The sequence below is a fragment of the Agromyces sp. GXQ0307 genome (genome assembly GCF_044769845.1).
Lineage (GTDB): Bacteria > Actinomycetota > Actinomycetes > Actinomycetales > Microbacteriaceae > Agromyces.
Window position 1 is genome coordinate 53,117 of sequence record NZ_JBIZVY010000002.1, and the last position, 17,080, is coordinate 70,196.

Consider the following 17,080-nt stretch of genomic DNA (forward strand, 5'->3'; position numbering starts at 1 on the left):
GGAGGCGCCCTTCGCGCGTGGTACGGCGGATGCCGCGCTGCGGATCGGGATCCGCGGTCGGACTAGAAGTCCATGCCGCCCGTCGGGTCGGCGGGAGCGGCAGCGACCTTCTCCGGCTTGTCGGCGACGACGGCCTCGGTGGTGAGGAAGAGGCCGGCGATCGACGCGGCGTTCTGCAGCGCCGAGCGGGTCACCTTGGCGGGGTCGATGATGCCCTGAGCGAGCAGGTCGCCGTACTCGCCGGTCGCGGCGTTCAGGCCGTGGCCCGCCGGAAGCTCCGAGACCTTGTTCGCGACGACGCCCGGCTCGAGCCCGGCGTTGAGCGCGATCTGCTTGAGCGGAGCCTCGATGGCGACCTTGACGATGTTCGCACCGGTCGACTCGTCGCCCGCGAGCTCGAGCTTGCCGAACGCGACCTTGCCGGCCTGGATGAGGGCGACGCCACCACCGGCGACGATGCCCTCCTCGACGGCGGCCTTCGCGTTGCGGACCGCGTCCTCGATGCGGTGCTTGCGCTCCTTGAGCTCGACCTCGGTGGCCGCGCCCGCCTTGATGACGGCGACGCCGCCGGCGAGCTTGGCGAGGCGCTCCTGGAGCTTCTCGCGGTCGTAGTCCGAGTCCGTGTTCTCGATCTCCGAGCGGATCTGGGCGACGCGGCCCGCGATCTGGTCGGGGTCGCCCGCACCCTCGACGATGGTCGTCTCGTCCTTGGTGATGACGACCTTGCGAGCCTGGCCGAGCAGGTCGAGCGTCGCGTTCTCGAGCTTGAGGCCGACCTCCTCCGAGATGACCTGGCCGCCCGTGAGGATCGCGATGTCCTGGAGCTGGGCCTTGCGGCGGTCGCCGAAGCCCGGAGCCTTGACGGCGACCGACTTGAAGATGCCGCGGATCTTGTTCACGACGAGCGTGGCCAGGGCCTCGCCGTCGACGTCCTCGGCGATGATCAGGAGCTGCTTGCCCGACTGGATCACCTTGTCGACGATCGGGAGCAGGTCCTTGATGTTCGAGATCTTCTGGTTGGCGATGAGGATGTACGGGTCCTCGAAGACCGCCTCCTGGCGCTCCGGGTCGGTGACGAAGTACGCCGACAGGTAGCCCTTGTCGAAGCGCATGCCCTCGGTCAGCTCGAGCTCGGTGCCGAAGGTGTTCGACTCCTCGACCGTGACGACGCCCTCCTTGCCGACCTTGTCGATCGCCTCGGCGATGATCTCGCCGATCTGCGGGTCGGCCGCCGAGATGGACGCGGTCGCGGCGATCTCGTCCTTGGTCTCGACCTCCTTGGCGGCGGCGAGGAGCTCCTCGGAGACGGCCGAGACGGCCTTCTCGATGCCGCGCTTCAGCGAGATGGGGTCGGCGCCGGCGGCCACGTTGCGGAGGCCCTCGCGCACGAGCGCCTGGGCGAGCACGACCGAGGTCGTGGTGCCGTCGCCGGCGACGTCGTCGGTCTTCTTCGCGACCTCCTTGACGAGCTCCGCACCGATCTTCTCGTACGGGTCGTCGAGCTCGATCTCCTTGGCGATCGACACGCCGTCGTTCGTGATCGTGGGGGCGCCCCACTTCTTCTCGAGCACGACGTTGCGGCCGCGCGGGCCGAGGGTCACCTTGACCGCGTCGGCGAGCGTGTTGAGGCCACGCTCGAGGCCGCGACGGGCCTCCTCATCGAAAGCAATGATCTTTGCCATGTGTGTCTCTCGTCCCTTCCCGGACGTCTAAGAACCGTGGGTTAGCACTCGAAACGAGTGAGTGCTAAACCGATTCTGGCACTCGCCTGCGTCGAGTGCAAGCGAGGAGACGCCCGAGCGGGAGACGCGGACATGCGGAAGCGCCGCCGGGAGCATCCGGCGGCGCTTCCGAAGAATCGAACTCAGGCGGGACGGACCGCCTCGGCCTGCGGGCCCTTCGAGCCGGAGCCCACCTCGAAGGTGACCTGCTGACCCTCTTCGAGGACCTTGTAGCCCGACATGTCGATGGCGGAGTAGTGGACGAAGACGTCCTGGCCCCCGCCGTCGACGGTGATGAATCCGTATCCCTTTTCAGCGTTGAACCACTTAACGGTTCCGTTCGCCATGCGTTGCTCCCATGTTGCCGTGTATCGAAGTCAGCACGTGCCGTCGGCTGTACCGGGCCGTCGTCGTGCCGACGTCGACGACGGGGACCGGCGTCGGGTGCTCACACGGGTGTTTCGAGCGGCCGTTTCTAGATACTCACGGCGCGGCGGCCCGGCACAAGACTTCGCGCGCAACGAATGGTCGCAGAATGGCAACGATTCGGTCACCGGCTCATTCGGCGACCGCGTCCGCGTAGTCCGCACCGAGGACCACGACCAGTTGCATGCCCTCCTCGCCGAACTCCTCCGACAACCTCACCTCGGCCTCGGGCAACTGCTGCGCGACCCCGCGCGCCGCACCTTCGAGGTCGGCCGACGCGTAGTACACGACGGTCTGCTCGATGTCGTTGCGGTCGGCGTTCGTGGTGATCCCCACGGGAACGCCGGCGGCCGTGAGCGCCTCACCCGCCCGGGCGGCGAGCCCGGTCGTCGAGGTGCCGTTCAGGACCGCGACGGACACGTCCGGGGCGAGCGTGGGCTCGGCCGTCGGCACGGGCGAGGCCGATGCCGACGGCAGCACCGTGTCGTCGAAGTCGAGCCGCTGGTTGTAGGCGGCGACGGCGGCGATGCCGGCACCCGCGAGGACGACCGTCGCGAGCGCCGCCCACGCGAAGGCCACCCAACGTCGTCCGCGACGAGCCGGGGCGCGGTGCGCGCCGACCCGGTCCATGCCGTGCGGGATCGAGTCGAACCGGTCGCGGGGGAACTTCTGCACCTGGGGTCCAGTCGGTCGAGGCGCTCAGGCGAGCGGCCGGGCGGTCGGGATGGTTCGGCGCGCGCGCGACTGCGCACGTGCGTCGCGCTGCCGCTGCAGGCGAGCGATGAGCATCGGGTCGAACCGCAGGGCGGCCGGCGAGTCGACGAGCGTGCCGAGGAGGCGATAGTACCGGGCGGCGGAGAGTCCCAGCTCCTGCCGGATCGCATCGGCCTTGCGAGCCGGGTCGCGCCACGGCCGCGATTCGAAGGCGAGGATCGCGCGCTGCGCCTCGTCCAGCCCGTCCGCGTCCATCGCACCTCGTTCCTCGCGTCCGCCGTCGACCACATCCTAGAGAGCGGATGCCGCGAGCCCGCCCCACGCGACGGCGCGGCCCGAAGGCGGGCGGCCGAGCGCGGCCCGTGCCCCACCGCCCCCACCGCCCGGGGAACATCGTCGCACCGGGACACGTTGCACCGGAGGTCGCACGAAGCTGCGACGATGGAAGACGGCCGACCGAACCCGAGGAGACCGCATGGCGTACCAGGTGAACAAGTCCGACGACGAGTGGCGCGCGGAGCTCGACGACGAGCAGTACGCGGTGCTCCGCGAAGCCGCGACCGAGCGCCCGTGGACGGGCGAGCTCCTCGATGAGGAGCGCGCCGGCATCTACGCGTGCGCCGCGTGCGGCAGCGAGCTCTTCAAGTCGGGCACGAAGTTCGACTCCGGCTGCGGATGGCCGAGCTTCTACGAGTCCGTGCGCCCTGAAGCGGTCGAGCTCATCGAGGACACCTCGCTCGGGATGGTGCGCACCGAGGTGCGGTGCGCGAACTGCGGCTCGCACCTCGGCCACGTCTTCCCCGACGGCTTCGGCACGCCCACGGGCGACCGCTACTGCATGAACTCGATCGCGCTCGACTTCACCCCCGAGCCCTGACCGTGGGCGCCACCCGCGACGCCGTCCTCGCGCGTCGGTCCTGGCCGAAGGTGACGGATGCGGCGCCGACCGACACCGAGCTGCTCGAGCTGGTGGAGGCCGCCGCGACCGTCCCCGACCACGCAGCCCTCGCGCCGTGGCGCGTGATCGCGCTGCGCGGCGACGCCCGGCTCCGCCTCGGGAGGGCCCTCGCCGAGGCATCCGGATTCGAGGGCGCGGCCGCTGACAAGCTCGCCGCCAAGCCGCTCCGCGCTCCGCTGCTCGTCGCGATCGTCGCGGCAGTGCACGCGCACCCGAAGGTACCGGCCTGGGAGCAGGAGGCGTGCGCCGCCGGCGTCGGCCACGCGCTCGCGCTGCTCCTCGACGACGCCGGATGGGGTGTGATGTGGCGCACCGGGCCGTTCACGCGGCATCCGGCCGTCGCACGCATGCACGGGCTGGCCGAGTGCGAGCACCTGCTCGGCTGGCTCTACGTGGGCGGCCGAAGCGCCGCCGATCGGCCGCAGCGACGCACGGCGTCGCGCGCCGCAGACCGGTTCAGGGCGCTCGACTGACCTCGCCGCGCTCCGCGCGCGGCGTCGCCGGGGCCTCCGCCGCAAGATGTCGCGCGGGGCGCCAGCGGATGCTCGCGAGCGCGACGGCCACGAGCGCGAGCACGGTGCCCCCGACGGTCGCGAATCCGACCGGTCGCGCAGAGGTCGGCAGGAGCAGGTCGAGAGCCAGCGCAGCGGCCAACTGCCCGGCGACGAGTCCGAGGGCCAGCACGAGCACGCCGACGCGCCGCACGAGCACGGCCTGCGCAGCGATGAACACGCACCCGATCGCGCCACCGGCGTAGAGCCACGGCGCGGTCGGGAACGCGCTCGGCCATCCGACGGATGCCGCGTGCACGAGCATCACGACGACGAGCACGAGCGTGCCGACCAGGAAGTTCGTGAGCGTCGCCGCGAGCGCGCTCGCGGACGCCGCGCGAACGCGACCGTTCATCGCCTGCTGCCAGGACGCACCCACACCGGCGGAGAACGGCAGCAGCATCAGCCAGAGCGGGACGGCCTCGGCGACCTGGGCGGACACCGCCCACCCGATCGCGCCGAGCGCCAGCACGGCGCCGGCGATGCGGGTCGGGCTGAGCGGACGCCGACCGCCGGGCCCGAGCCCGACCGCGTCGAACACGACGCCGCCGAGCGTCTGGCCCGCGACGATGGCGACGGTGAAGAGCGCCACGCCCAGGACTCCGACCGCGAGCCCCTGCGTCGCCACGAACCACGCACCGGCGGCGCCGCCGAGGAGCATCCACCAGGCGACCCGCCGAGCGCGCACGGCGGTGCGGAGCCGAGCGAGGCCCCGCCGTCCCTCCGGCCACAGGACTGCGAGCACCGTCAGGATCACGAGCCCCGACCCGAACGAGATCGCCGCCGCGACCGCGAAGTCGTCGAGCGCACGCGAGAGCTCGCCGTTGACGCGGGACTGCAGGGCGACGAAGCCGCCGGAGACGACCGTGAGCGCGATGGCGACCCACATCGGCATGCGTGACGAGTCCGCGTGGGCGTGGTGGTGGGCGTGATCCGGGCCGCTCGGGGCACCGTGCGAGGGTGCCGCCGGTGCCGACCCCGGAGGACCGGAGGACGTCGACATCGAGCCGGCTACGGGACTCGAACCCGTAACCACCGCTTTACAAGAGCGGTGCGCTACCAATTGCGCCAAGCCGGCATGGAACCCTGCCATCCTACTCAGGCGCGCCGGCCGGACACGCACGACGGCGGCCCGGCCGTTCGACCGGGCCGCCGTCGTGCGTTCGGGATCAGCCCGCGTCGGGCGTGGGCGTGGGGGTCGGCGTCGCCTCGGACTCCGAGTAGCTCTCGCCGGTGGCCTGGAGGACGAACGCCTGGAACTCGGCCGGGTCCTCGAGGGAGCCGACGTACTGCTTGCCGTTCACGAGCACCGTCGGCGTCCCGGTCACCGACTCGAGGTCGGAGTTCGGGATCGGCTCCGTGAGCGCGCGCTCCGTGGCATCCTGCACCCAGCTCTTGAAGGTCGTGTCGTCGATGCACGAGTCGACCGACGACGCGGCGCCGGCTTCTGCGGCGAGGTCCTTGATCTCGTCGTTCGTGAGGCCCGCGGTGAGCTCCTCGGGCTGGTTCTCGAACATGAGCGAGTTGAAGTCGAAGAACGCCTCGGGCGACTCCTCGGCCACGCACGCCGCGGCGTTCGCGGCGCGGAGGGAGTACTGGGTGCCTGCGGACTTGTTCGTCAGGATCGCGATCGGGTGGATCTCGAGCGTCGCAGCGCCCTGCTCGACCATGGTGCGCATGGTCTCGGAGTTCGTCGTCTCGAACTGGCCGCAGAACGGGCACAGGTAGTCGAGGTAGACGACGATGTTCGCGACCGTTCCGCTGTCATCGGGAACGGTCGGCGTCGGCCGGCCGCCGGCCGGGATCGCCGTCGTCTCGACGGCCTCGATGCCGTTCTCGCCGCCGACGAGGAGGATGCCGTCGCTCGCCATGTTCCGCGGACCGGGGCCGGCCGGTCGGATGCTGTTGAAGATCAGTCCGCCGATCAGCGCGGCGACCGCCACGATCGCGAGGACGACGCCGCCCTGGATGAGGAACCTGTTCCGGCGATCGCGCTTCTTCTGCTCCTCACGGAGGACGCGCGCCTTCTCGCGGGCCGCCTCGCGTCGTTGGTTGCGGGTGGGGCGTGGCTCTGATCCGCCAGTGCTCATCGTGGCTGTACTCCGGGTCGCTGTGGGGGTGCGCGCGCATGCAGGCGCACGCACCGATGAGTGTAGGAGCGATCACTGGGAATCGTCCAAACGACGCCCGGACACGGGCTGGACGCGGCATCCCCCACCACCCCCCGACCGGTCGCGGGCGGATGTCGCGGAATCGGCGGCCCGGAGAACGCATGGCATACTGGGTGGGCGTCGACACGGATGTCGACGTTTCCATTCACAACGGATCGTCCGGCACGTACCTGCCGGTGAAGGAGCACAGAACCATGGCGTCAGTCACGTTCGACAAGGCCACCCGCCTGTACCCCGGTGGCACCCGTCCCGCCGTCGACCAGCTCGACCTCGAGATCGCAGACGGCGAGTTCCTCGTCCTCGTCGGTCCGTCGGGCTGCGGCAAGTCCACCTCGCTCCGCATGCTGGCGGGCCTCGAAGAGGTCAACGAGGGCAACATCTTCATCGGCGACCGGAACGTCACCGACGTGCCGCCGAAGGACCGCGACATCGCGATGGTCTTCCAGAACTACGCGCTCTACCCCCACATGACCGTCGCCGAGAACATGGGCTTCGCGCTCAAGATCGCGGGCGTCGGCAAGGAGGAGCGCGCAGCGCGTGTCCTCGAGGCCGCGAAGCTGCTCGACCTCGAGCCGTACCTCAACCGCAAGCCGAAGGCGCTCTCCGGCGGCCAGCGCCAGCGCGTCGCCATGGGTCGCGCGATCGTCCGCCAGCCCCAGGTGTTCCTCATGGACGAGCCGCTGTCGAACCTCGACGCCAAGCTCCGCGTGCAGACCCGCACCCAGATCGCCTCGCTGCAGCGCCGCCTCGGCGTCACCACGGTCTACGTCACGCACGACCAGACGGAGGCGCTCACCATGGGCGACCGCATCGCCGTGCTCAAGGACGGCGTCCTCCAGCAGGTCGGCACGCCGCGCGAGCTCTACGAGCGGCCGAGCAACGTGTTCGTCGCGGGCTTCATCGGCTCGCCGGCGATGAACCTGTTCCACGCGGAGCGCGCCGAGGGCGGCGTGCTCTTCGGCTCGTCGGTCGTCCCGGTCGAGCGCGAGGCGCTCGACTCCGCCTCGGGCAACGTCGTCACCGTGGGCGTGCGCCCCGAGGACATCCAGGTCTCCACGACCCCCGGCGAGGGCCTCGAGGTGAAGGTCGACCTGGTCGAGGAACTCGGTGCCGACGGCTACCTCTACGGCCACTCCGAGATCGAGGGCAAGCGCACCGACATCGTCGCGCGCGTCGACGGTCGCAGCCACCCGTTCGCGGGCGACACCGTCTACCTGCTCCCGACGCCGAAGCACGTGCACGTCTTCGACGCCGAGTCGGGCGAGCGCCTGCTCAAGGAGGCGGTCGCGAGCTGATCGACCAAGGTCGTCCACGACGCCGGTCGGGCCCTCGGCCCGGCCGGCGTCGTCGTTCCCCGGTACGCTGTCCCTGATGAGCGGCACTCTCTCGATCACCTCGGCCATGACCGACCCCGCACTGCTCGACCTCCCGTGGGATCTCCCCCTCGAGGCCTGGCCGAGCGAGAACATCGCCGCGCTGCCCAAGGGCATCTCCCGGCACCTCGTGCGCTTCGCGCACCTCGGCGGCCACGTCGTGGCGATCAAGGAGACGACCGCCGAGATGGCCAAGGGCGAGTACGAGATGCTCCGCACGCTCCAGCGCCTCGAGATCCCGTGCGTCGAGCCCGTGGCCGTCATCACGAACCGCTCGGATGCCGACGGCGAGGCCCTGGCGCCCGTGCTCGTGACCCGGCACCTCCGATTCTCGCTTCCGTACCGCGCACTCTTCTCCCAGACGCTCCGACCCGATACCGCGACCCGCCTGGTCGACGCGCTCGCCGTCCTCCTCGTCCGCCTGCACATCATCGGGTTCTTCTGGGGTGACGTCTCGCTCTCGAACACGCTGTTCCGGCGAGATGCCGGTGCGTTCGCGGCGTACCTCGTGGACGCCGAGACCGGCAAGCTGTACGAGGGCGGGCTCTCGAACGGCCAGCGCGAGAACGACCTCGAGATCGCCCGGGTCAACATCGCCGGTGAACTGCTCGACCTCGAGGCCGGCGGCCGCGTCGCCGACGAGCTCGACCCGGTGCGCATCTCGAATGGCATCGTCGACGCCTACCGGAACCTGTGGCGCGAGCTCACGGGCAGCGAGTCCTTCGGCATGGCCGAGCGCTGGCGTATCAATGAGCGCGTCAACCGCCTGAACGACCTCGGGTTCGACATCGAGGAACTTGCGATCCGCACCGACGAGTCGGGCACGACGCTTCGCATCCAGCCCAAGGTCGTCGACGCCGGGCACCACCAGCGGCGCCTGCTGCGCCTCACCGGGCTCGACGCCGGCGAGAACCAGGCGCGACGCCTGCTGAACGACCTGGACTCCTACCGCGCCGCGTACCGGCACGACGCCGACGAGGAGATGGTCGCTCACGAATGGCTGATGCGCGTGTTCGAGCCGGTCGTTCGCGCGGTGCCGCCGGAGCTGCGCGGGAAGCTGGAGCCCGCCGAGATCTTCCACCAGCTGCTGGAGCACCGGTGGTACATGGCCCAGACCGCGGGGCGCGACATCCCCCTCGCCGAGGCGCTGACGTCCTACATCAACGACGAACTCCGCCATCGGCGCGACGAGGCGACCGTGATCGGCCCCCCGACCGAGGCGATCACGACCGCGATGCCCGCGGTCGCGCCCGACACCGCGGCCGTGCCCGTGCACGACCCCGACGACGAGGGCGACTGGCGCCTGAAGGTCTAGCCCGCCCTCCGGTGGTCGAGTAGGACGCGGAGCGCCCGTACCGAGACCCGCCCTCCGGTGGTCGAGTAGGACGCGCAGCGCCCGTACCGAGGCCGCTTGGGGATGGCTGCGCGCAACCAGAACCACGCTCCGGCATCCTCACATCATGCCGTTCATGTACATGCTCAGGTGCGCCGACGGAACGACCTACGTCGGAAGCACCGTGGATCTCGAACGCCGACTCGCCCAGCACAGCGCCGGCGAGGGCGCCGAGTACACTCGCCGGCGACTTCCGGTCGAGCTGATCCACTTCGAGGAGTACGCGCGCATCGACGACGCGTTCACCAGGGAGAAGCAGGTGCAGAACTGGAGCCGTGCCAAGCGGCTCGCATCGGCGGCGGGTGACCTCGACGCACTCAGGCCGGCGAGTCGGAAGCGCTGGGTCTAGGTATCGAACACGACGGTGCGCGTCCTACTCGACCATCGATCCGGTCTCGATACGGGCGCTCCGCGTCCTACTCGACCACCGATCCGGTCTCGATACAGGCGCTCCGCGCTCGGATCGGCGGTGCCGAGGAGCGAGGATCGGACCTACTCGGCGCGGAGCTTCGCGATCTCGTAGAGGGTGACGGATGCCGCGATGCCGGCGTTCAGCGACTCGGCCGCCGCCGAGATCGGGATCGAGACCACGGCGTCGCACGTCTCGGTGACGAGGCGCGAGAGGCCCTTGCCCTCGGAACCCACCACGATGACGATCGGACGATCGGCGAAGTCGAGGCCGGGGAGCGACACGTCGCCGTTGCCGGCGAGGCCGAGGACGAACACGCCGCGTTCCTTCAGCGCCTTGAGCGACTGCGTGAGGTTCGACGCCATCGCGACGGGCACCCGCGCCGCGGCGCCCGCCGACGTCTTCCACGCGGAAGCCGTGACGCCGACCGACCGGCGCTGCGGCACGATCACGCCCTGGCCACCGAAGGCGGCGGTCGAGCGGATGATGGCGCCGAGGTTCCGCGGATCGGTCACGCCGTCGAGCGCCACGAACAGCGGCGTCTCGCCCGAGTCGATCACCTCGTCGAGCAGGTCGACCGGGTGCGCGTACTCGTACGGCGGCACCTTGAGCGCGATGCCCTGGTGCACCCCGCCCTCGCCGGCGAGCCGGTCGAGCTCCGGCCGCATGACCTCGAGGATCGGGATGCCCCGGTTCGTGGCGACCTTCACGGCCTCCTTGACGCGGTCGTCCATCTCGATGCGCGCGGCGATGTAGAGCGTCGTCGCGGGGATCCGGGTGCGAAGCGCCTCGACGACGGCGTTGCGACCGGTCACGATCTCGGACTCGTCGCCCGACTTCGCCCGCCGCGCAGCGCCGGACGCGCCTCGCGGGGCGCCGGCGCGCTGCCCGCCGCGGCCGCCGGACTTCGCGGCGGCGCGCTCAGCGGCCGCCTTCTTCTTGTATGCCTGGTGGTACGGGCGATCCTCGGCCTTCGGCGTCGGGCCCTTGCCCTCGAGGGCCTTGCGGCTGTGGCCGCCGGTCCCGACCTTCTGGCCCTTGCCCTTCTTGCGCACGGCTCCCGCGCGAGGCTTTCCGCTGCTGCCCTTCATGAGGTGAGGCTCCAATGCGTTCCGGTCTGGCTGTCTTCGATGGTGATGCCGGCATCCGCGAGTTCGGCGCGGATCCGGTCGGCGGCGGCCCAGTCCTTCGACGCGCGCGCAGCGCGGCGATCCTCGAGCAGCCGGGCGACGAGGGTGTCGAGCGCGGTGGCCGCAGGACCGGCATCCGTCGCCCACATCGGGTCGGTCGGGTCGATCCCGAGCACGCGGACCATGGCGAGCACCTGCCCGCGCAGGTCGGCCGCGGTCGCGAGGTCCTCCCCGTCGAGCGCTTGGTTGCCGGCGCGCACCGTCTCGTGCAGCACGGCGAGGGCGTGCGGTACGCCGAGGTCGTCGTCCATCGCCTCGGCGAAGGCGGCCGGCCACGAGGCATCCGCCCCCTCGTCGGCGTAGCGCGTGCCCGCGAGCCGACGCTCGACGCGGGTGAGGAAGGTCCGGATGCGATCGACTGCAGCCTCGGCCTCGGCGAGGGAGCCGGGCGAGTAGTCGAGCGTGGAGCGGTAGTGGGCCTGACCGAGCAGGTACCGCACCGCGAGCGGTGAGGCGAGCGCGGTGAGCTCGGAGGCGTAGACCGAGTTGCCGAGCGACTTCGACATCTTCTGCCCGCCGATGTTCACGAGCCCGTTGTGGACCCAGTAGCGCGCGAAGCCGTCGCCGGCCGCGGTCGACTGGGCGAGCTCGTTCTCGTGATGCGGGAAGCGCAGGTCGAGCCCGCCGCCGTGGAGGTCGAACTCGGGCCCGAGGTAGCGCGCGGCCATGGCCGAGCACTCGATGTGCCATCCCGGCCGGCCCGGACCCCACGGCGAGGCCCACCCGGCCGAGCGCGGCTCGGTGGGCTTGTGCCCCTTCCACAACGCGAAGTCGCGCGGGTCGCGCTTGCCGCGCGGGTCGGAATCGGCCGCGGCCTCCATGTTCTCGCGCGACTGCCGGGTCAGCTCGCCGTAGGCGGGCCAGCTGCCGGTGTCGAAGTAGACGTCGCCGGAGCCGTCGGGCGCCGCGTAGGCGTGGCCCGCGTCGATGAGTCGCCGGATGATCTCCTGCATCTGCGTGACGCTCGCCGTCGCTCTCGGCTCGTACGTCGGCGGCAGGATGCCGAGCGCGTTGTATGCGGCGGTGAACTCGAGCTCGACACGGTACGCGAGCGACCACCACTGCTCGCCGATGCCCTCCTCGGCCGCGGCGTTCAGGATCTTGTCGTCGATGTCGGTGACGTTCCGGACGAACGTCACCGCGTACCCGCGCGCCATGAACCAGCGCCGCATGATGTCGTACACGAGCGCGCTGCGCAGGTGCCCGATGTGCGGGCTCGACTGCACCGTGGGTCCGCAGACGTACATGCCGACGTGCCCCTCCTGGAGGGGCACGAAGTCACGCAGGGCCTGGGCCTTCGAGTCGTGGAGTCGCAGCGTCACTCGTCAAGCGTACCGGCGCGCCCGCGATCCGGGACCGGTGCCCGGCCGGACGGGACACCGCGATCGCCAGACTCGGCGGAGGGGGGACCCGCGACGACCGGTCGCGGTCACAGCACCCCGATGAGAGGAGTTCCCGATGACCATCAGACCATTCGATGCGGCGAGCGCGGCAGCCGAGACAGCCGAGACAGCCGAGACGGATGCTGCGGGCTCACACCGTACCGTCCGACGCGGAGTCGCGCGAGCGGCCGCCTGGATCGCCGTCGCCATGTGCGTCGTGCAGTTCGGCATCGGCGCGGCCGGCGTGCTCACCGGGACCGACGTGGGCGACCATGCGAACGCCCTGGGTCGCGCGTCCGAGGCCATGGCGGGGCTCGCGTTCTTCTCCGGTGCGGTCGCCCTCGCGGCCCTCGCACCGCGTACGTCCCTGCTCGGCGCCTGGATCCCTGGGATCGCGGGCCTCGCCGCGTCCGGGGCGACCATGCTCTGGGTCGTGACGACGGGCCTGGAGCCCGCGATCGAGGTGTTCCTCGCCGAGGTCGGGCTCACGGCGGTCGGCCTCGTACTCGTGGGCGCGCTCGGCGCCCGGCGCCGCCGCGTCTGGCCGTGGTGGGTCGGGGCCGGTGTCGCGCTCATCGTCCCGATCATGTTCCTCGTGCCGCTGAACGCGCTCCCGATCGCGCTCGTCTGGTCCGCCGTCGCCCTCACGGCGCGGCCCGACGCGCGTTCCTGAGTCGAGTGCGCGCCCGCCGGTACACTTCCGCCATGGCGACAGGCCCGGACGGAGCCGCCCGGACCGCGATGAGCCGGCTGCCCGCGTGGCTCGTCGCGGCCTGCGTCGCGGCATCCGGAGTCGTCGTCCTCGTCTCGGTGCCGTCGGCATGGCGCGTCCGCACGGAGGGGTGCTTCGCCGACTGCCCACCAGGAGCGATCGATTCCGCCGCGGCCGCTCGACTCGACGAACTCGGACTGGGCGTCGCAGGGTACGTCGCGATCGGCCTCGTGCTCGCGCTCGTGCTCTCGGGCGCCTGCCTCGGGGTCTCGTCATTCCTGCTGCACGGTGCCGCAGGGTCCGGACGGCGTGGCGCGGTCACAGCGGCGGCAGCGCTTGCCGCGGTCGCTGCCGGCTTCCCGCAACTCGTTCCCGCGCTCGTCGCGGAACACCCCGACCTCGCTTGGCTCGGAACGCTGGTCGACGCGTCCGTCCTCCTCCTCGTCTGGTGGCTCGCCGCGTTCCCGGACGGTGAGGTGCGGGGGTGGTGGGCGCGTTCCCTGGTCGTCGCGGCGGTGGCGTGGGTCGTCATTGCGACACTCTCGGCTGGAACGGATGTCGGCGCGCTCGCCGTCACGATCGGGACCGCCGTGGTCGGCGTCCTGGCGCTCGCGACGGTGATCGTCGGGCTCTCGTCTCGCGCCGGGGCCGACCGTCGACTCGTGGCCGGGACGTACGCCACGATCGGCACGGCCCTGGCGGTGCTCGCCGCTGCCTCGGTCCTCCAGATGGCCGGTCTCGCCCCGATCGGCACGATCGCGGATCTCGTGCTCCAGGTCGTCCTCGTCGCAGCGTTCCTGGCGATACCGATCGCGGTGGCGGGCGCCGTGCTCCGCCGAGGGCTCTGGGGCGAAGCCGCCTCCGTGACGCGAATCGTGGCCGCCGGGGTCGTCGCCCTCGCGGCCGTCGCGGGCTTCGCGATCGGTGTCGCCCTCCTCCATCTCGTCGGCGCCGAGCCGGCCATCGCCCTCGCGGTGCCGGCAGCGCTTCTCGCCGTCGCGATCCCGCCGCTCGATCGCCTCGCCGTGCGAGGCGCGCGTCGGGTGCTGACGGGCAGCGAGGGCGACAGACGCCGTGCGCTCCGCGAACTCGACTCGCGCCTCGCGCTGGCGGCAGAGATGGAGTCGGCCCCGGATCTGGTCGCCGGCGAACTCGCCGGGGCGCTCGGGATGCGCGGCGCACGGATCATCGTCGGGCCCGAGGCCGAGGTCGGTCCGGAACGGGACGACGAGGTGCGGATTCCCCTCGTGCACGGCCGAAACGAGGAGGGCGCGCTCGTCCTCGAGCCGGGCCGAGGCGGCACCGTGCTCGATCCGGCGCAACTCGAAGCCCTCGAGCCGATCCGGACGCACCTGGCCGCGCTGCTCCACGCTCGACGTCTCGCACGCGAACTCCAGGCGTCGCGGCGCGCCATCCTCACGGCCCGAGACGACGAGCGGCGCCGGGTGCGCGACGACCTGCACGACGAACTCGGCCCGACGCTCGCCGCTGCGGGACTCACCTTGCGGGCCGCCGAGCGAGAGGCGGCGCGCGAACCGTCGGAGGCCGTGCGGCTGGTCGGGGAGGCACGATCGCAGCTCGCGGTCGCGGTCGCCGACGTCCGCCGGATCGTTCGCGGGCTGCGGCCTCCTGCGCTCGACGACCTCGGTCTCGTGGGCGCGGTGCGTGCGTACGCCTCCGCCGTCGACGGCCCCGTGCTCGTCGAGGTCGAGGGTCGGCTCGAGGAACCGCTGCCCGCGCTGGTCCAGTCCGCGGCCTACGCGATCGCGCTCGAGGCGATCGCGAACGCCGTCCGGCACTCCGGCGGAACGTCCTGCCGTGTCTCGGTGTCCCGCGTCGACGCGCTGGTCGTCGTCGAGATCGCCGATGACGGCACGTGGCCCGACGGCGGGTCCCTGGGCCTGGGGCTGGCATCGATGCAGCGGCGCGCACAGGAACTGGACGGGAGGCTGGAGGTCATCGGTGGTCCGAGCGGCACCACCGTCCGCGCCGTCCTGCCCGCGAACGCCGCCCCGGAGACCCGGTGAGTCGCCCCATCCGCGTCGCCATCGCGGACGATCACCGGCTCTTGCGCCAGGGTGTCCGCGCGATGTTCGCGACCGTGGACGACATCGAGCTCGTCGCCGAAGCCGAGGACGGCGAACAGGCGCTCCGTGTGGCCGTCACGGCGGCGCCGGATGTCCTCCTCCTCGACGTCCGGATGCCACGGCGCGGCGGCGTCGAGATGATCCGCGCCATCCGCACTCGCGCACCCCGGGTGGCGGTCGTGATGCTCACGATGGTCGATGCGGACGAGACGCTGGCCGGGGCACTCCGCGACGGGGCGGTCGGCTACGTGCTCAAGGGCGCAGACCCCGACGAACTCGTCCGCGTGGTCCATGCCGCAGCGCGCGGGGAAGTGCTCTTCGGCGCGAGCGTCGCGGCTCGCGCGACCGCCCTCCTGCAGCCTGCGGCAGGCCCGTGGCAGCCGCCCCTCCCTGAACTCCGCGAACGTGAACGCGAGGTGCTCGACCTCCTGACCGCGGGCCACGGGCCGGCCGAGATCGCCGGGCGCCTGCACGTGAGCGTGAAGACGGTCCGGAACATCCTCGCCGGAATCCCCTCGAGGCTCGGCGTCGCATCGCGCGAGGACGCGATCGACCTCGCTCGACGAGCCGGGCTCGGGAGGGCCGACTGAGGGCCGCCCCGGGCAACGCGGCGTGACCGGGCATCAGGACGGCGCGAGGCCGGACATCAGGCAGGGACGACGAGCGCGGTCGCGATCGCGGTCACGCCCTCGCCGCGGCCGGTGAAGCCGAGTCCGTCGGTCGTGGTCGCGGCGACGCTCACGGGCGCACCGACGATGCCGGTGAGCATTCCCTCCGCCTCCGCACGGCGGGGCGCCAGCTTGGGGCGGGTGCCGACGATCTGGACCGAGACGTTGCCGACCCGCCATCCGGCCTCGGCGAGCCGGCGCACGGTCTCCGCGAGGAACACCTCGCCGTGCGCACCGGAGAACCGCGGATCGGCGGTGCCGAACATGCCCCCGATGTCGCCGAGCCCGCCGGCCGCGAGCAGGGCGTCGCAGATCGCGTGTGCGACCGCGTCGCCGTCGCTGTGGCCGGACAGCCCGCGCTCCCCCGGCCAGTGCAGGCCGGCGAGCCACAACGGCGTCTCCGGATCGTCGGCGAACGCGTGCACGTCGATGCCGGTGCCGACGCGCGGCAGCGCCGCATGCGCGGGGAGCGCGTGCAGCGACGACCGGACCGCCGCGGTCGCCGGCGTCGAGCCGGCCCGCTCGGCGAGCAGCTGCTCGGCGCGGTGCAGGTCGGACGGCACCGTCACCTTGAACGCGCGCGCGTCGCCCGGCACGACGTCGACCGGCACTCCGGCGGCGGCGACGAGGGCCGCGTCATCCGTGAAGTCGGCGCCGGCGGCCGCGTACGCCGACTCGAGCACTTCGCGCGGGAAGCCCTGCGGCGTCTGCATCGCGGCGAGCTCCGAGCGGTCGACCGTCTCGAGGACGTGCCCCTCGCCGTCGACGCGCTTGACGGTGTCGACGACGGGCAGGCCGGGCACGATGCCGCGCCCGCGTGCCTCGACGGCGGCCGCGACCTCGTCGAAGACGGCCGACGGGGCGAGCGGCCGGGCTGCGTCGTGGACGAGCACGACCTCGATCTCACGCGGGAGCTCGGCGAGTCCGCGCGCGACGGACTCCTGCCTGGTGAGGCCGCCGGCGACGACCACGAGGTCGACGGATGCCTCGGCCGCGCGCGGCGCGCAGCGCTCGCGCACGTCGTCGATGCGATCGGCGGGAGCGACCACCACGACGAAGGGCGGCTCGCGCATGCCGAGCACGGAATCCAACGCGACGCCCAGGATGGTGTCACCGCCGAGCGGGACCAGCGCCTTGGGTTCCGGATGCCCGAGTCGGGTGCCGGAGCCGGCGGCGACGACGATGACGGCGACGGTGGAGTCGTTCACTCCTCCACCGTAGCCGGAGGATCGCGACGATCCCGAGCCGATCGCTCGGCTCGACTCGTGCGCAGGTCAGCCCCGCAGACGACGATCGCCGCCGTGCGCGTCAGCGCCGGCGGCGAT

General features: G+C 71.9%; 17 protein-coding genes and 1 tRNA gene. 8 read left to right on the forward strand and 10 right to left on the reverse strand.

The window, feature by feature from the left end; all coding sequences use genetic code 11:
* Positions 1-62: 62 nt before the first annotated feature.
* The 4 genes from groL to ACIQH8_RS05600 all read right to left on the reverse strand — a co-directional run bounded on the left by groL (position 63) and on the right by ACIQH8_RS05600 (position 3,116).
* A complete protein-coding gene (gene groL, locus ACIQH8_RS05585) occupies positions 63-1,682 on the reverse strand; it encodes a chaperonin GroEL (protein ID WP_400995859.1) in 1,620 nt (539 codons plus the stop codon).
* Positions 1,683-1,864: 182 nt separating this feature from the next.
* The gene (locus ACIQH8_RS05590) at positions 1,865-2,068 is read right to left on the reverse strand and encodes a cold-shock protein (protein ID WP_155053299.1); all 204 of its coding nucleotides are present in this window, start codon (positions 2,066-2,068) and stop codon (positions 1,865-1,867) included.
* A 211-nt stretch (positions 2,069-2,279) separates the two neighbouring features.
* The gene (locus ACIQH8_RS05595; protein WP_400995861.1) at positions 2,280-2,822 is read right to left on the reverse strand and encodes a LytR C-terminal domain-containing protein; all 543 of its coding nucleotides are present in this window, start codon (positions 2,820-2,822) and stop codon (positions 2,280-2,282) included.
* Positions 2,823-2,846: 24 nt separating this feature from the next.
* The gene (locus ACIQH8_RS05600) at positions 2,847-3,116 is read right to left on the reverse strand and encodes a DUF3263 domain-containing protein (protein WP_400995862.1); all 270 of its coding nucleotides are present in this window, start codon (positions 3,114-3,116) and stop codon (positions 2,847-2,849) included.
* A gap of 220 nt (positions 3,117-3,336) precedes the next feature.
* Between ACIQH8_RS05600 and msrB the strand changes: the two genes are divergently transcribed.
* Both msrB and ACIQH8_RS05610 read left to right on the forward strand, forming a co-directional pair.
* Entirely contained in the window at positions 3,337-3,738 is a 402-nt protein-coding gene (gene msrB / locus ACIQH8_RS05605) for a peptide-methionine (R)-S-oxide reductase MsrB (protein ID WP_400995863.1), read from the forward strand.
* A 2-nt stretch (positions 3,739-3,740) separates the two neighbouring features.
* Positions 3,741-4,292 (forward strand): nitroreductase, encoded by a 552-nt coding sequence (locus ACIQH8_RS05610; RefSeq protein WP_400995864.1) that lies wholly within the window; start codon positions 3,741-3,743, stop codon positions 4,290-4,292.
* Here the strand turns inward: ACIQH8_RS05610 and ACIQH8_RS05615 are convergent.
* The 3 genes from ACIQH8_RS05615 to ACIQH8_RS05625 form a co-directional block, all read right to left on the reverse strand.
* Positions 4,276-5,265: a DMT family transporter gene (locus ACIQH8_RS05615; protein ID WP_400995866.1), complete on the reverse strand. Its 990-nt coding sequence runs from the start codon at positions 5,263-5,265 to the stop codon at positions 4,276-4,278. The genes ACIQH8_RS05610 and ACIQH8_RS05615 overlap by 17 nt on opposite strands.
* 110 nt (positions 5,266-5,375) lie before the next feature.
* Positions 5,376-5,448, reverse strand: a tRNA-Thr gene (locus tag ACIQH8_RS05620).
* A 91-nt stretch (positions 5,449-5,539) separates the two neighbouring features.
* Positions 5,540-6,460, reverse strand: a complete 921-nt coding sequence (locus tag ACIQH8_RS05625) for a DsbA family protein (RefSeq protein WP_400995868.1) — start codon at positions 6,458-6,460, stop codon at positions 5,540-5,542.
* A gap of 275 nt (positions 6,461-6,735) precedes the next feature.
* On the opposite strand from ACIQH8_RS05625, the gene ACIQH8_RS05630 reads away from it, so the two are divergent.
* The 3 genes from ACIQH8_RS05630 (at position 6,736) to ACIQH8_RS05640 (ending at position 9,656) form a co-directional block, all read left to right on the forward strand.
* Positions 6,736-7,836: an ABC transporter ATP-binding protein gene (locus ACIQH8_RS05630; protein ID WP_400995870.1), complete on the forward strand. Its 1,101-nt coding sequence runs from the start codon at positions 6,736-6,738 to the stop codon at positions 7,834-7,836.
* A gap of 76 nt (positions 7,837-7,912) precedes the next feature.
* Positions 7,913-9,229 (forward strand): DUF4032 domain-containing protein, encoded by a 1,317-nt coding sequence (locus tag ACIQH8_RS05635; RefSeq protein ID WP_400995872.1) that lies wholly within the window; start codon positions 7,913-7,915, stop codon positions 9,227-9,229.
* Between the two features lie 145 nt (positions 9,230-9,374).
* The gene (locus ACIQH8_RS05640; protein ID WP_400995875.1) at positions 9,375-9,656 is read left to right on the forward strand and encodes a GIY-YIG nuclease family protein; all 282 of its coding nucleotides are present in this window, start codon (positions 9,375-9,377) and stop codon (positions 9,654-9,656) included.
* Between the two features lie 143 nt (positions 9,657-9,799).
* Here the strand turns inward: ACIQH8_RS05640 and rlmB are convergent, their stop codons facing one another.
* Positions 9,800-10,807 carry a 23S rRNA (guanosine(2251)-2'-O)-methyltransferase RlmB gene (rlmB, locus tag ACIQH8_RS05645; RefSeq protein ID WP_400995877.1) on the reverse strand — a complete coding sequence of 336 codons (1,008 nt, stop codon included), beginning with the start codon at positions 10,805-10,807 and terminating at the stop codon, positions 9,800-9,802.
* Complete coding sequence (gene cysS / locus ACIQH8_RS05650; RefSeq protein ID WP_400995879.1) at positions 10,804-12,228, reverse strand: cysteine--tRNA ligase; 1,425 nt, start codon at positions 12,226-12,228, stop codon at positions 10,804-10,806. Before cysS ends, rlmB begins: the two co-directional genes overlap by 4 nt.
* A 136-nt stretch (positions 12,229-12,364) precedes the next feature.
* On the opposite strand from cysS, the gene ACIQH8_RS05655 reads away from it, so the two are divergent.
* Genes ACIQH8_RS05655 through ACIQH8_RS05665 form a run of 3 tightly spaced genes read left to right on the forward strand, consistent with a single transcriptional unit; the run spans position 12,365 to position 15,677 of the window.
* On the forward strand, positions 12,365-12,961 hold the full coding sequence (locus ACIQH8_RS05655) for a hypothetical protein (protein WP_400995881.1): 597 nt from the start codon (positions 12,365-12,367) through the stop codon (positions 12,959-12,961).
* A 32-nt stretch (positions 12,962-12,993) separates the two neighbouring features.
* Positions 12,994-15,027 (forward strand): sensor histidine kinase, encoded by a 2,034-nt coding sequence (locus tag ACIQH8_RS05660; protein ID WP_400995883.1) that lies wholly within the window; start codon positions 12,994-12,996, stop codon positions 15,025-15,027.
* Complete coding sequence (locus tag ACIQH8_RS05665; RefSeq protein WP_400995886.1) at positions 15,024-15,677, forward strand: response regulator; 654 nt, start codon at positions 15,024-15,026, stop codon at positions 15,675-15,677. Before ACIQH8_RS05660 ends, ACIQH8_RS05665 begins: the two co-directional genes overlap by 4 nt.
* A 56-nt stretch (positions 15,678-15,733) precedes the next feature.
* Here ACIQH8_RS05665 and ispD read toward each other — a convergent pair whose 3' ends face one another.
* Entirely contained in the window at positions 15,734-17,005 is a 1,272-nt protein-coding gene (gene ispD / locus ACIQH8_RS05670) for a 2-C-methyl-D-erythritol 4-phosphate cytidylyltransferase (RefSeq protein WP_400997841.1), read from the reverse strand.
* Positions 17,006-17,080 lie beyond the last annotated feature (75 nt).